A 13,366-nucleotide genomic window follows, 5' to 3' on the forward strand; every position below is an offset into this window, starting at 1 on the left:
CGGATATCGATGGCTGCGTCCGATGGTTCCGACCGTTGTCAGGTTGATCGGACTCGGTGGGCGGCTCCGGGACGCTAGACGACGAAGGCGCGCAGTTCAGCCAACAGGCCATCACGGAAGCGCCAGACATCGCAGTACTCATGCCGGGAGGCTTCCCCCTTGTCGTCCTTGAGCGTGATCTCGCCGATCGCAATGACGAAGTCGCCCTCTGCCACCATTCGATGGACGTCGAACTCGGGGGGCTCGCGATAGGTGTCGGCCATCCACTTGCGAACGGCTTCCTTGCCCCTGAGCGTCCGCTCGCCGACAAAGGTCCACTCGGTATCCTCGGTGCAGAACTGCAGGAATCCTTCGAAGTCGCGCTTGACGATGGCTGCGTTCGCCTTCTCAAGAATCGATTTATGGGCGTGAGACATGCAGGTTCTCCTGGTCAGATCGGTCCCAACAACAACGGCAACCCGCTTGCCATCTGGATCCGTGTCCGTGTCCTGTCGCAAGGCGTCTCGTTCGACACGACTTCTGTAATTCCCGTTGCGGCGCCGTTACCTCATGTAGCGAATTCCAGGGGCACCGCATTCAACGCCCGACCTATCATGCCGCCGCAACGATTTAACGCTAAATCGCCGCAAACACTCGAGTAGCCCGGCATCTCGCTGCAATCGGTCATCGACGCCAAAAGCGGCTCGACGTCGTGCTGGCTCGCGGCGAGGGGGAGCGCAAGGCGGGTCGCACGACGCGAGAGAGGGGGCTCGCCATGGCGACGCTGCAGCCCGGTGTGGCCGGCGCCGCCACCGTGATGCGTGAACCGCGCCAGCCAAGCCATCCGGTTGCGTGACGAAGTGGCGAGATCAGCCACGCGATCACGCGCCGTTATGACTGCCGCGCACGCCGGCCATAGCGTGGCGCACTTCAACAAGACCATCGCAATGACGATATTCAGACCCGGGGCGGAGCACGCGGCCCTTGACGACTTTCCGGACGCGCACCGGCGCCTGCTGACCTTGGGCGTCGGCCTGTTCCCGATCCTGCGCAAGGACGAGAAGGTCTGGCTCGAGATCCCGCGCGCGATGCTGAACAAGCCCTTCCTGTTCACCATCAACATCTCCAGCTCCATCGGCGAGCGCGGCTTCTACGCCAGCCAGATGGGCCCGGAGATCATGGCCGAGTGGCGCCGCATCGGGAACACGATCCAGCTGGTGGCGCTGAACACCGAGTTCCGCGCCGAAGGCGGCGGCAAGCGCGCCGGCGAGGAGGCGTTCTCGCCCAGCCTGCTGGCCGCGGGGCCGGTCGCCAGCGCGGATCATCCCGAGCGCAAGGCCTTCCTGGTCGACGCCGGCCTGCTGCTGAGCGACATCCCCGGCATGTCCACCCGGCTGGAGATGGCCTACCGGCTGCCCTACAACGTCGATCGCGGCAACTCCTACTTCGAACTGACCCGCGCCGACGAGAAGCTGACGACGCTGAACGCCAAGGTCCACTACTTCACGCCGCGCATCCCGGCGCCGCCGCTGGTGGCCCCGCCGGTGCCGGTGCCGACGCCGCCGCAGGCGACGCCGGATCCGCGCTCGATGTTCATGGGCTTTGTCTACAACTTCCGCGCGCTGCCGGAGGAGAAGATGTCGCCGCGTCGCGCCGACGGCCGGCTGGGTCACTTCACCGAGACCTTCACCGACCTGAGCGACGACCTCAAGGCCAACCCGCGCGTGCACTACATCAACCGCTGGCGCCTGGAGAAGAAGGACCCGGCGGCCGCGCTGTCCGAGCCGGTGGAGCCGATCACCTACTGGATGGACAAGAACATCCCGCCGAAGTACCGCGCGGCGGTCGAGGCCGGCATCCTGGAATGGAACAAGGCCTTCGAGAAGATCGGCTTCAAGGACGCGGTCGTGGCCAAGCAGCAGCCCGATGACGCGGACTGGGACAACATGGACGCCTCGCATGCGTCGATCCGCTGGTTCGTCGCTCGGACGTGGGCTTCGCCATCGGGCCGAGCCATGTCGATCCGCGCACCGGCGAGATCCTGGACGCCGACATCGGCATGAGCGACGTCTTCGCCCGTGGCGGCCGGGCCTTCATCAGCGAGGACGCGCCGCGCGGCCTGGCCGGTGCGCCGGTGTCGACGCTGGCCGAGGAAGCGCAGGCGCTGGCCGCGCTGAACCACGGCTGGCGCGAAGGCCGCAACGCGACCTACTGCACCTACGCGCACGACGCCGCGGCCGAGATGGACTTCGCGCTGGACGTGCTGGAAGCGCGCGGCGACATCGCGCCCGACAGCCCCGAGGCCGACGCCTTCATCCAGGCGCGGATCAAGGACGTGATCATGCATGAGGTGGGTCACACGCTCGGCCTGAAGCACAACTTCAAGGCCTCGACGCAGGTGACGCAGGCGCAGCTCAAGGACAAGGCCTGGACCGATGCGCACGGGCTGTCGGCCTCGGTCATGGACTACAACGCCTACAACATCCCGCTGCAGGGCGAGGCGCCCACCACGTACAACAACACGACGCTGGGCGCCTACGACTACTGGGCGATCGAGTACGCCTACAAGCAGGTGCCCAAGGAGCAGGAGGAGAGCGAGCTCAAGCGCATCGCCTCGCAGAACACGCAGCCTGGCCACGCCTACGCGGACGACACCGATGCCGGCGGCTTCGGCCCGTTCGACGGCATGGATCCGACGATCAACCGCTTCGACCTCGGCGACGACCCGATGGCCTACTTCCGCAAGCGGCTGAAGCTGACGCAGGAGCTGTGGGCCCGGGTGCAGAACCGCACGCCGGAGGCGACCGATGATCCGCTGCGCCAGCGCCGTCAGCTGGCCAACGGCTTCAGCCAGCTGGCGCGCGCGTCGGACCTGGTGGGCAAGTACGTGGGCGGCATGTACACGCACCGCGACGTGCCGGGGGCTTCGGTCGCGGCGATGCGTCCGGTCGATCCGGCCAAGCAGCGCGAGGCGCTGCGCTTCCTGGCGCAGGGCATCTTCAGCGCCGACAGCTTCCGCTTCAAGCCGGAGTTCCTGACCTCGATCACGACGGACTACGTCGAGTTCAACCGGGCGGGCTTCGTCAACATCCCGGCGGCGGTGGCGCGCGTGCAGCTGGGTTCGCTGGACCGCCTGCTGCAGGCGCAGACGGCGATCCGCCTGATGGAGCTGCCGGCCTACGTGCCGGTGTCGCAGCGCAAGGGGCTGATCTCGATCGGCGAGGTCTACGGCACGTTGCAGTCCTCGATCTGGAGCGAGCTCAAGACCGGCGGCGACATCGACCCGCTGCGCCGCAACCTGCAGCGCGAGTACCTGCGCCGCATCCAGGCCAACCTGACGAAGAGCGGCGCGGCCTCGGGCCAGTTCGCCGATGCCTACGCGGTGCTGCGCCTGCACGCGGTGCAGCTGCAGAGCGAGCTGCGCGCGGCGCAGGGCAAGGGCTCGCTGGAGACCCGCGCCCACCTGGCCGAGAGCCTGGACTTCCTCAGCACGGTGCTGAAGGCGACGATGGTGCGCACCTGAGCGCCGGCGCGGTCTATCGACCGCGCCTGTCCATCAGCGCGGAGGCCGGCGAAAGCCGGCCTTTTTCATTCTTCCTCACCGGCAGGTGGGCGATTCAATCTCGTAGCCCAGCGACAGGTAGAGATGCGTTCGCAATCGGCCTTGCTCGGTTTCCATGAGATGCACGCCCTCGGCGCTCGTGCACAAGCTGGCAGCGCGCGTGGCGCCGCGGCTGTCGGTCAGCTCGAACCGTCCCGCGCGCGATTGCGGGCGGATGTCCGAGCCGACTGCGGCCATCCCGATGAAGGGCATGTCGGCCCATGCCGAGGGGACCTTGGCCTTGTAGACGCGGGGCGCGGTCGCGAAAAGCTCGTCCGAAGCGAGCACCTCGGCCGAATCGACCGCCACGAGCTCCGCTGCGCGCAAGCGGTGGCAGCAGCGTGGACGTTGATCCGCACCGGGGTACTCCAATGCGACGGTCGCGCCCGGAGCGATCGGTGAGGCCGCGACCAGCAGCGCCTCGCCAGATCCGTCCAGCTTGACGATCGCGAAGTCCGCCCCCGCGGTCGCGGCACATGCCGATGCGCTCAGGGAGAGGGCGAGGGTGAGGGCGAGCGCGGAGATGTCAGCGGTCATCGACATCGAGGGGCTCGGTTTGGTCGGCCCTGGCCGTGAAGCCCGGTCAATGATCCCCGACCGGATACCGCCGCTCCGCCGCGACGATGTCCCAGACCGCGATGAACATCGCCGCGATCAGCGGGCCGATGACGAAGCCGTTGATGCCGAACACCGCCATGCCGCCCAGCGTCGACAGCAGCACGACGTAGTCCGGCATCTTCGTGTCCTTGCCCACCAGCAGCGGCCGCAGCAGGTTGTCCACCAGGCCGATCACGATGGTGCCGAACAGCAGCAGGCCGACCCCCGACGCGATGTGGCCGGTCGCCAGCAGGTAGATCGCCACCGGCGCCCACACCAGCGCCGCCCCCACCGCCGGCAGCAGCGACAGGAAGGCCATCAGCACCGCCCAGAGCACCGGCGCGTGGATGCCCAGCGCCCAGAACGCGAAACCGCCCAGCGCGCCCTGCAGCGCCGCGACCGCGATGTTGCCCTTGACCGTCGCGCGGATCACCGTCCGGAACTTCTCGCCGAGCTGGCGCTTGTAGGAGTCCTGCAGCGGCAGCGCGTCGCGGATGCGCGCCGACAGCTGCTCGCCGTCGCGCAGCAGGAAATAGAGCAGGTAGAGCATCACGAAGAAGCTCACCAGGAAGTCGAAGGTGTCCTGGCCGAAACCCAGCGCCTTGGTCGCCATGAACTGGCTGCCCTGGTTCAGCGCGCTGCCCAGCTTCTCCTGCAGGTTGGCCAGGTCGTGCAGCCCCAGCCGTTCCAGCACGTCCAGCAGCCACGACGGCAGCGCCGCGTAGATCTGCGCCACGTAGGTGTTGAAGTTGAACTGGCCCGACTTGACCATCTCGAAGACCACCGCCGCCTCGCGCACCAGCGCGCCCATCACGTAGGTCAGCGGCAGCACCACCAGCAGCAGGATCACCAGGATGGTCAGCCCCGAGGACAGCCCCGGCCGGCGCGTCTTGCGCAGCAACCTGCGATAGAGCGGCTGGAACACGATGGCCAGCGCCACCCCCCACAGCAGCGCGCTCAGCATCGGCCACAGGATCCAGCCGAACGCCACCGTCACCAGCGCCAGCAGGCACAGGAAGGATCGGTTCTGCAGCGCGGGCACCAGCTTGCCAGGACCACTCATCGTGTCGTCGCTCCTCGCGTGAATTGAGGTCAATCGGGACTGTCGGTCGATCGGGATCCGCTCCGGACCCCGGGATCGGCGGCGGGTCGAACCGTTGTCGATCGCTCGCCAGGGCGCGCGTCGCCGCGCGCGGCGCAGGATCGCCGGTTTACTTCAGCGCGTCCAGCAGCTTTTCGTGGATGCTCCCGAAGCCGCCGTTGCTCATGCACAGCACATGGTCGCCGGGCCGCGCCGCGCGCCGGACCATCGCCACCAGTTCCTCGACGTCCGCGCCCACCAGGCCCTGCTCGCCCAGCGGCGCCAGCGCCTCGCGCGCGTCCCAGCTCAGGCCGTCCTGGTTGCAGAAGCTCAGGTCCGCTTCCTCCAGCGCCCAGGGCAGCTGCGCCTTCATCGTGCCCAGCTTCATCGTGTTGGAGCGCGGCTCGAAGACCGCCAGGATGCGCTCCTGCGGTGCGATGCGCCGGCGCAGGCCGTCAATGGTGGTGTGGATCGCCGTCGGATGGTGCGCGAAGTCGTCGTAGACCTTCACCCCGCCGGCTTCGCCGCGCAGCTCCAGCCGGCGCCGCACGTTCCTGAAACCGCCCAGCGCCTCGGCGGCCCGCTCGGGATCGACGCCGACATGCTCCGCCGCGGCGATCGCCGCCAGGGCGTTGAGCTGGTTGTGCTCGCCCAGCAGCTCCCAGGTGACGTGGCCCACCTTCAGGCTGCTGCGCAGCACGTCGAAGGACTGCGGCTCGCCGCGGGCGCGCAGCGCGCCGGGTTCCTCCTTGCGCGCGCCGAAGCGCTGGACCTCGCTCCAGCAGCCGCGCGACAGCACCCGCTGCAGCGCGTCCTCGCGCGCGTTCACCACCAGCCGGCCCGACGGCGGCACCGTGCGCACCAGGTGGTGGAACTGGGTCTCGATGGCGGCCAGGTCCGGGAAGATGTCCGCGTGGTCGTGCTCGAGGTTGTTCAGGATCGCCGTGCGCGGCCGGTAGTGGACGAACTTGCTGCGCTTGTCGAAGAAGGCGGTGTCGTATTCGTCGGCCTCGATGACGAAGTATTTCCCGCCCCCCAGGCGAGCTGACACGCCGAAATTCTGCGGCACGCCGCCGATCAGGAAGCCGGGCGCCAGGCCCGCGGATTCCAGGATCCAGGCCAGCATCGAGGTCGTGGACGTCTTGCCGTGCGTCCCGGCCACCGCCATCACATGCTTGCCTTGCAGCACGTGCTCGGCCAGCCACTGCGGACCGCTGGTGTAGGGCAGCCCGGCATCGAGGATGGCCTCCATCAGCGGGAAGCGCCCCTCGGAGGAGCGCGTCACCACGTTGCCGATGACGAACAGGTCCGGCTTGAGCGCCAGTTGCTCCGCGCCGAAGCCCTGGATCAGCTCGATGCCCAAGGCTTCCAGCTGCGTCGACATCGGCGGATAGACATTGGCGTCGCAGCCGGTCACCGTATGGCCCGCCTCGCGCGCGAGCGCCGCCAGGCCGCCCATGAAGGTGCCGCAGATGCCCAGGATGTGGATATGCATGTCTGTCTCTCAGCTGCTGTACCAACCGGTAAGCAAGCGTAATGCCTGTCGCGGATTGAAAAGAGTGCGACAAACGGGCCCGGGAATTGCCACGCCGGCCTCACCGGGGCATCGCCGCCCTTCAACGCAGTGAGCGGCGGGCGGCCTCCAGCGTCGCATCGATGTCCGCGTCGGTGTGCGCGGCGGACACGAAACCGGCTTCGTACAGCGCCGGCGCCAGATACACGCCGGCGTCCAGCATCGCGTGGAAGAAGCGGTTGAAGCGCTCCTTGTCCGTCGTCATCACGGTCGTGTAGTTCTGCGGCAGCTCCCCGAGCAGGAAGAAGCCGAACATGCCGCCTTCGCTGTCGGCGCTGAAGGGCACGCCGTTCTCGGCCGCCACCGCCTTCAGGCCGTCCACCAGCCGGCGCGTGCGCGTCGACAGGGCCTCGAAGAAACCGGGCTTCTTGATCTCGCGGAGCGTCGCCAGGCCGCAGGCCGTGGCCACCGGGTTGCCCGACAGCGTGCCCGCCTGGTACACGCCGCCCAGCGGGGCCAGGTGTCGCATGATCTCGCGGCTCGCGCCGAAGGCCGCCAGCGGCATGCCGCCGCCGATCACCTTGCCGAACACGCTGATGTCGGGCACGAAGCCGGGGATCAGGTCGGCATAGACGCCCTGCGCGCTGCGCAGCCCGACGCGGAAGCCGGTCATCACCTCGTCCAGCACCAGCAGGGCGCCGTGCTGGCGGCACAGCTCGCGCATCCGGGTCATGAAGGGCACGCTGGCGCGCACGAAATTCATGTTGCCGGCGATCGGCTCGACGATCACGCAGGCCAGCTCCGCGCCGTGCAGCGCGAACGCTTCCTCGAGTTGCGCGACGTTGTTGTATTCCAGCACGATGGTGTGCTGCGCCGTGGCCTCGGGCACGCCGGCCGAGGTCGGATGGCCGAAGGTCGCCAGGCCGGAGCCCGCCTTCACCAGCAGCGCGTCGGTGTGGCCGTGGTAGCAACCCTCGAACTTGATGAACTTGCTGCGCTGCGTCGCGCCGCGCGCCAGTCGGATGGCGCTCATCGTTGCCTCGGTGCCCGAGCTCACCAGCCGGATCTGCTCGCAGCTGGGCACCAGCGCCAGGATCTCCTCGGCCAGCTCGACCTCGCGCTCGGTCGGCGCGCCGAAGGAGAAGCCCTCCAGCACGGCCTTCTGGACCGCCTCGACGACCGCTGGATGGCCATGGCCCAGGATCATCGGGCCCCAGGAGCCGATGTAGTCGATGTAACGCCTGCCATCGGCGTCCACGATGTGGGCGCCTTTGCCGCGGGTGATGAAGCGCGGCGTGCCGCCGACCGCGCGGAAGGCGCGCACCGGCGAGTTCACCCCGCCGGGAATGACGCGCTGGGCGCGGGCGAACAGGGTCTCGTTCTGGCTCATATCGGAATTCCGGTACTGCTGAGGCGCATCAATGCAGGAAAAGACGGAGGGCGCCGCGCGGGCGCCTCGGGGGACTCAATGGATCCGGCGGGGGCCGCGGCTGGGCGGCTCGTCGATCGTCATCTCGTCGGTGGCGGGCACGGTCTCGGCGCCTTCCTCGCCCTCCTCGCCGGGTGGCAGCGCCCAGAAGAAGCGGTCGGGCACCACGTTGCCCATGCCGGGGCGGAAGCCCGCCTCCAGCGACTGGTCGAGGAAGGCGAGCGCCTCGCCCACCGCGTCGTGCGGCTCCGAGCCGACCGACAGCAGGGCGGCCAGCGCGGCCGACAGCGTGTCTCCGGCGCCGACGAAGCTGGCCTCGAAACGCTCGAATTTCTCGCCGGTGATCGCGCCCTGGGAATTCGCCAGGACGTTGTCGATGTACTGGTTGGGCAGCTGGATGCCGGTCACCAGCACATGCGCGGCGCCGTGCTGCTGCGCCGCGACCGCCAGCTCGCGCGGCGAGGCCGGGCGGTCCGCGTCCCAGTCCGGCAACAGGCAGTCGATCAGCGTCTTCTGGTTGCCCACCAGCACCAGCGTCTGCGGCAGCACCAGCTCGCGGAACGCGTCCAGGTAGCTCTGCTGCTGCTCCTCGTCGAGCCAGGAGATGCTCGGCAGATAGGCCACCAGGGGCACGTCGGGGTAGTCGGAGAGGACCTCGGCGACCGAGGAGACGCCCTCGGCGCTGCCCAGGAAGCCGACCTTCCAGGCGGCGACCGGCACGTCCTCGAGGATCGAGCGGGCCTGCTCGACGATGCAGTCGCCGTCCAGCGTCTGGTGGTCGAAGACCTCGGCCGTGTCGCGCATCACGATGGCGGTCACCACCGGCAGCGCATGCGCGCCCATGGCGGCGATCGTCGCCACGTCGCCGGCGCTGCCGCCCGCGCCGCTGGGGTCCGACGCATTGAAGCTCATCACGCAGGCCGGCGGCGGCGAGTCCTGGTCATCGATCGCGGCGGCGTCCTGGGGGTCTGGTTGGTGCGGGTCTGGGCGGCTCATGGATGGTTGGCGCGAAGCCGTGAACTGATGCGCATAACGTGAAGAAGGACCGCTATCGACTGTTGTTTCATCGGTACTTCCGCCCCCCGGGTCAGCCCGGGGGCGTGGCTACAATCTTTCGATCATTGTAGTGATGCAAGTCAACCCATCGTGAGCGAAGCAAGGACCTGGATGTGCCTGATCTGCGGCTGGATCTACGACGAGGCCGCGGGCGACCCTGAGCACGGCATCGCCGCCGGCACGCGCTGGGAGGATGTCGACATGAACTGGACCTGTCCCGAATGCGGTGCCCGCAAGGAGGACTTCGAAATGGTCCAGATCTGACCCGCGCATCGCCCTTCGATGAAGCCATCCGGTCGCGCCTGTCGCGCGCCTGAAATTTCCCTGACAACCATCGTCTGAACAATACGGAGAAGAGCTTGGATTCCAGCGCAAGCCCCCGCACGGCGACCAAGGTGCTGGTCATCGACGACAGCAACACGATCCGCCGCAGCGCCGAGATCTTCCTGAAACAGGGCGGGCACGAAGTCGTGCTGGCCGAGGACGGCTTCGATGCGCTGGCCAAGCTGAGCGATTACCAGCCCGACCTCGTGTTCTGCGACATCCTGATGCCGCGCCTGGATGGCTACCAGACCTGCGCCATCATCAAGCGCAATCCGCAGTTCGCGTCGGTGCCGGTGATCATGCTGTCGTCCAAGGACGGCCTGTTCGACAAGGCGCGAGGCCGCATGGTGGGCTCGCAGGACTACCTGACGAAGCCCTTCACGAAGGACCAGCTGCTGCAGGCGGTGCAACAGCACTGCCGGGCGGGCTGACCGGCCGGACGGCGCCCCCGCATTCCACGACCCATTCCACCGACATCCAACGACGCTCACCCCAGGCTCGACCGACGCACTGCCCGACGCGAATCGACGCGAGCCGAGAGAGAGGGAGATCCCATGCCCATCCACAAGATCCTGCTGGTCGACGATTCGAAGACCGAACTGCACGCGCTGAGCGACCTGCTGACCAAGCGCGGCTTCACCGTCCGCACCGCCGAGAACGGCGAGGAGGCGATGAAGCGCCTGGCCGAGGAAAAGCCCGACCTGATCCTCATGGACGTGGTGATGCCCGGCCAGAACGGTTTCCAGCTGACCCGCGCCATCACCCGCGACGAGCGCTACGCCGACGTGCCGGTGATCATGTGCACCAGCAAGAACCAGGAGACCGACAAGGTCTGGGGCATGCGCCAGGGCGCGCGTGACTACGTCGTCAAGCCGGTCAAGGCGGACGAGCTGCTGGCCAAGATCAAGGCGCTGGGCTGACACCATGGCCAACAAGCAAGCGCTGCGCGAACTTCAACAACGGCTGGCGCAGCGCATGCAGGCGGCGCGCGAGGCGCCCCAGGCCGCGAACTGGCTGGCGGTCGAGTGCGCCGGCCTGGGCCTGCTGCTTCCGCTCAAGCAATCCGGCGAAATTTTCACGCCAGTCCCACTTCAGGCGGTGCCGTACACGCAGCCTTGGATGCTGGGTGTGGCCAACTTGCGCGGCGGGCTGCACACGGTGGTGGACCTGGCGGCCTTCCTGGGTCTGCGCGGTCCGATCCCGATGACGTCGGCCCACCGGCTGGTGTCGATCAATCCCGACCTGGGCATCAACTGCGCGCTGCTGGTGGACCAGCTGCTGGGGCTGCGCGGCGACGAACAACTGCAGGCCGAGCCCGATGCGCCCGGCCATCCCGATTTCGCTCCTGCCCGCATGCGCGACGGGCAGGGCCGGCGCTGGCAAGTGCTGGACCTGGATGCGCTGACGCAGCATCCGCAATTCCTGCGCATTGTTTTGAACTGATAGCCAGACGACGGTCCCGTCACAGGCGCCGATTCGACGAACGAGATCAAACGAGGGTGAGATGAGCTTCCTGGACAAGATCAAGAACAAGGGCAAGAACGAGGGCAACGACGACTTCGACGACGGTCCGCGGACCGACGCGTCGGGCTCGTCGGCGCCGGAGGACACGACGGACTTCCAGCCTTCGATCATCACCGCGGCGCAGCCCACGCCGGAGTTCCAGGACACGTCCGCGGGCTACCAGCCCTCGGCGTCCGCCCCGGAAAGCCCGACCCCGATGCCGGAGGTCCTGAAGCAGCCCGAGCAGCGCCGCACCGGCCTGCTGACGGCGCTGACGGCCGCGGGCGTGCTCTTCACCGCCGGCACCGTCTCGATGGCGCTGATCAACGGCAACCGCTCGGCGGCGCAGGTGCGCGGCGCCGGTCAGGCCGCGACGCAGTCGCAGCGTCTGGCCAAGGCGGTCTCGACCGCGCTGCTGGGCAACAAGAACGCCTTCCCTGAAATGAAGGAAGCGGCCGACATCCTGACCAGCGTGACCACCTCGCTGCGCGACGGCAGCGGCGAACTGGCCAAGGCGCCGGGTTCGGTCGATGCGCTGCTCGAGAAGATCAGCCCGATGGTGGCGCGCGCCGACAAGAACACCAAGGTGATGCTGGCCCAGGAAAAGGTGCTGACGCAGGTGGGCGCCGCGCTGCGCGCGATCAACCGCCAGTCGTCTGACCTGCTGGAAAGCGCCGAGGCGGTGGCCTCGCTGTCGCTGCAGAGCTCGGCCCCGACCGGTGAAGTCGCCGCGGTCGGCCAGCTGGTGATGCTGACGCAGCGGATCGGCAAGTCCGCCAACGAATTCCTGACGCAGGAAGGCGTGAGCCCCGAGGCCGTGTTCCTGCTGGGCAAGGACCTGAACGCGTTCCGCGAGATCGCCCAGGCGCTGCTCAACGGCAACCCCGAACTGCGCCTGAACGGCGCCAAGGACCCGCAGGTGCGTGAGCGCCTGAAGGTGCTGCTGACCCAGTACGACCAGACCCGCTCGCAGGCGACGGCCATCCTGTCCAACCTGCAGGGCCTGGTGTCCGCGCGGGAAGCGCAGACGGCCATCCTCAATGACTCGGAAGTGCTGCGCAAAGACCTGGACGACCTGGGCCAGGGCCTGGAGTCCGCCGGCGGCATGAACCCGCTGCTGCTGCTGGCCATGGCGGCCTCGCTGGCGATGCTGGTGATCGGCGCGGTCGGTTTCCTGCGGCTGTACGTGTCCGACCAGGCGCGCCGAGCGCAGATGGCGGAAGAACAGCGCCGCGAGGCCGAGGCGCAGGAGCAGGAAGCCAAGCGCGTCAACGACGCCAACCAGGCCGCCATTCTGCGACTGATGAACGAACTGCAGACCGTCGCTGAAGGCGACCTGACGCACCAGGCGACGGTGACGGAGGACATCACGGGCGCGATCGCCGACTCGGTGAACTACACCGTGGAAGAACTGCGCTCGCTGGTGCACCAGGTGCAGACGACGGCGGTCCGGGTGACGGACACGACGGCGCAGGTCGACCAGACCTCGACCGAGCTGCTGGCCGCGTCGACCGAACAGCTGCACGAGATCCGCGCCACCGGCGAGGCGGTGCTGCAGATGGCGCACCGGATCAACGACGTGTCCGCGCAGGCGCAACAGACCGCCGACGTGGCCCGCCAGTCCCGGGAAGCCGCCGAGCAGGGTCTGCAGGCGATGCAGAACAACATCGGCGGTATGAACCAGATCCGCGACCAGATCCAGGAAACCTCCAAGCGCATCAAGCGGCTGGGCGAGTCCTCGCAGGAAATCGGCGAGATCACCGAGCTGATCTCGGACATTACCGAACAGACCAACGTGCTGGCGCTGAACGCGGCCATCCAGGCGGCGTCCGCCGGTGAAGCCGGTCGCGGCTTCTCGGTGGTGGCGGAAGAAGTGCAGCGGCTGGCGGAACGCTCCGCCGACGCGACGCGCCGGATCGCGGCGCTGGTCAAGACCATTCAGACCGACACCCACGACGCCGTGGCCGCCATGGAGCGCTCCACGCTGGGGGTGGTCGAGGGCACGAAGCTGTCCGACGCGCGGCCGCGCGCTGGAAGACATCGACTCGGTGTCGCGTCGCCTGGACGAACTGATCGGCCAGATCTCGACGGTCGCGCAGAACGAAGCGCGCGCCGCCAACGAGGTCGGCGCCAACATCCAGCACATCTTCGCGGTGACCGAGCAGACCTCCGACGGTACGCGTTCGACCGCCCAGATGGTGCATGAGCTGTCGCGGTCGGCCGAGGCGCTGAAGCAGTCGGTGGCCCGGTTCAAGGTGACCTGACCGGCATCGGCCGACTGCC

General features: G+C 68.1%; 13 protein-coding genes. 7 read left to right on the plus strand and 6 right to left on the minus strand.

The window, feature by feature from the left end:
* Nucleotides 1-74 precede the first annotated feature (74 nt).
* A complete protein-coding gene (locus tag FUT87_RS07595) occupies nucleotides 75-416 on the minus strand; it encodes a nuclear transport factor 2 family protein (RefSeq protein WP_091720650.1) in 342 nt (113 codons plus the stop codon).
* A 510-nt stretch (nucleotides 417-926) separates the two neighbouring features.
* On the opposite strand from FUT87_RS07595, the gene FUT87_RS07600 reads away from it, so the two are divergent.
* A complete protein-coding gene (locus FUT87_RS07600) occupies nucleotides 927-2,042 on the plus strand; it encodes a DUF5117 domain-containing protein (RefSeq protein ID WP_186830414.1) in 1,116 nt (371 codons plus the stop codon).
* Nucleotides 1,970-3,502: a zinc-dependent metalloprotease gene (locus tag FUT87_RS07605; protein ID WP_147240638.1), complete on the plus strand. Its 1,533-nt coding sequence runs from the start codon at nucleotides 1,970-1,972 to the stop codon at nucleotides 3,500-3,502. The genes FUT87_RS07600 and FUT87_RS07605 overlap by 73 nt, the downstream gene beginning before the upstream one ends.
* Before the next feature lie 75 nt (nucleotides 3,503-3,577).
* Here the strand turns inward: FUT87_RS07605 and FUT87_RS07610 are convergent, their stop codons facing one another.
* The 5 genes from FUT87_RS07610 to FUT87_RS07630 form a co-directional block, all read right to left on the minus strand.
* Complete coding sequence (locus tag FUT87_RS07610) at nucleotides 3,578-4,117, minus strand: hypothetical protein (RefSeq protein WP_147240639.1); 540 nt, start codon at nucleotides 4,115-4,117, stop codon at nucleotides 3,578-3,580.
* Between the two features lie 46 nt (nucleotides 4,118-4,163).
* Nucleotides 4,164-5,240 carry an AI-2E family transporter gene (locus FUT87_RS07615; protein WP_147240640.1) on the minus strand — a complete coding sequence of 359 codons (1,077 nt, stop codon included), beginning with the start codon at nucleotides 5,238-5,240 and terminating at the stop codon, nucleotides 4,164-4,166.
* A 148-nt stretch (nucleotides 5,241-5,388) separates the two neighbouring features.
* Nucleotides 5,389-6,753 (minus strand): UDP-N-acetylmuramate:L-alanyl-gamma-D-glutamyl-meso-diaminopimelate ligase, encoded by a 1,365-nt coding sequence (gene mpl, locus FUT87_RS07620; RefSeq protein ID WP_147240641.1) that lies wholly within the window; start codon nucleotides 6,751-6,753, stop codon nucleotides 5,389-5,391.
* Nucleotides 6,754-6,874: 121 nt separating this feature from the next.
* Nucleotides 6,875-8,161, minus strand: a complete 1,287-nt coding sequence (hemL, locus tag FUT87_RS07625) for a glutamate-1-semialdehyde 2,1-aminomutase (RefSeq protein WP_147240642.1) — start codon at nucleotides 8,159-8,161, stop codon at nucleotides 6,875-6,877.
* 75 nt (nucleotides 8,162-8,236) lie between these two features.
* Nucleotides 8,237-9,196 carry a hydroxymethylpyrimidine/phosphomethylpyrimidine kinase gene (locus tag FUT87_RS07630; RefSeq protein ID WP_404932646.1) on the minus strand — a complete coding sequence of 320 codons (960 nt, stop codon included), beginning with the start codon at nucleotides 9,194-9,196 and terminating at the stop codon, nucleotides 8,237-8,239.
* Nucleotides 9,197-9,367: 171 nt separating this feature from the next.
* On the opposite strand from FUT87_RS07630, the gene FUT87_RS07635 reads away from it, so the two are divergent.
* From FUT87_RS07635 to FUT87_RS07655, 5 genes are all read left to right on the plus strand, one after another.
* Nucleotides 9,368-9,520, plus strand: coding sequence for a rubredoxin (locus FUT87_RS07635; RefSeq protein WP_067065645.1), 153 nt, complete (start codon nucleotides 9,368-9,370; stop codon nucleotides 9,518-9,520).
* A 95-nt stretch (nucleotides 9,521-9,615) separates the two neighbouring features.
* Nucleotides 9,616-10,011 (plus strand): PleD family two-component system response regulator, encoded by a 396-nt coding sequence (locus FUT87_RS07640; RefSeq protein WP_091726969.1) that lies wholly within the window; start codon nucleotides 9,616-9,618, stop codon nucleotides 10,009-10,011.
* Between the two features lie 123 nt (nucleotides 10,012-10,134).
* Nucleotides 10,135-10,500, plus strand: coding sequence for a response regulator transcription factor (locus tag FUT87_RS07645; protein ID WP_088406380.1), 366 nt, complete (start codon nucleotides 10,135-10,137; stop codon nucleotides 10,498-10,500).
* 4 nt (nucleotides 10,501-10,504) lie between these two features.
* Nucleotides 10,505-11,023 (plus strand): chemotaxis protein CheW, encoded by a 519-nt coding sequence (locus tag FUT87_RS07650; protein WP_091726964.1) that lies wholly within the window; start codon nucleotides 10,505-10,507, stop codon nucleotides 11,021-11,023.
* Nucleotides 11,024-11,084: 61 nt separating this feature from the next.
* Nucleotides 11,085-13,289, plus strand: coding sequence for a methyl-accepting chemotaxis protein (locus FUT87_RS07655; protein WP_404935370.1), 2,205 nt, complete (start codon nucleotides 11,085-11,087; stop codon nucleotides 13,287-13,289).
* The last annotated feature ends 77 nt before the right edge of the window (nucleotides 13,290-13,366 follow it).

It is taken from the genome of Mitsuaria sp. TWR114, from assembly GCF_007997345.1.

Coding starts and splice junctions, on each gene's coding strand:
- FUT87_RS07600 (WP_186830414.1), top strand. CDS start 927: ATGACGATATTCAGACCCGGGGCGGAGCACGCGGCCCTTGACGACTTT.
- FUT87_RS07635 (WP_067065645.1), top strand. CDS start 9,368: ATGTGCCTGATCTGCGGCTGGATCTACGACGAGGCCGCGGGCGACCCT.
- hemL (WP_147240642.1), bottom strand. CDS start 8,161: ATGAGCCAGAACGAGACCCTGTTCGCCCGCGCCCAGCGCGTCATTCCC.
- FUT87_RS07655 (WP_404935370.1), top strand. CDS start 11,085: ATGAGCTTCCTGGACAAGATCAAGAACAAGGGCAAGAACGAGGGCAAC.
- FUT87_RS07630 (WP_404932646.1), bottom strand. CDS start 9,196: ATGAGCCGCCCAGACCCGCACCAACCAGACCCCCAGGACGCCGCCGCG.
- FUT87_RS07595 (WP_091720650.1), bottom strand. CDS start 416: ATGTCTCACGCCCATAAATCGATTCTTGAGAAGGCGAACGCAGCCATC.
- FUT87_RS07615 (WP_147240640.1), bottom strand. CDS start 5,240: ATGAGTGGTCCTGGCAAGCTGGTGCCCGCGCTGCAGAACCGATCCTTC.
- mpl (WP_147240641.1), bottom strand. CDS start 6,753: ATGCATATCCACATCCTGGGCATCTGCGGCACCTTCATGGGCGGCCTG.
- FUT87_RS07610 (WP_147240639.1), bottom strand. CDS start 4,117: ATGACCGCTGACATCTCCGCGCTCGCCCTCACCCTCGCCCTCTCCCTG.
- FUT87_RS07650 (WP_091726964.1), top strand. CDS start 10,505: ATGGCCAACAAGCAAGCGCTGCGCGAACTTCAACAACGGCTGGCGCAG.
- FUT87_RS07645 (WP_088406380.1), top strand. CDS start 10,135: ATGCCCATCCACAAGATCCTGCTGGTCGACGATTCGAAGACCGAACTG.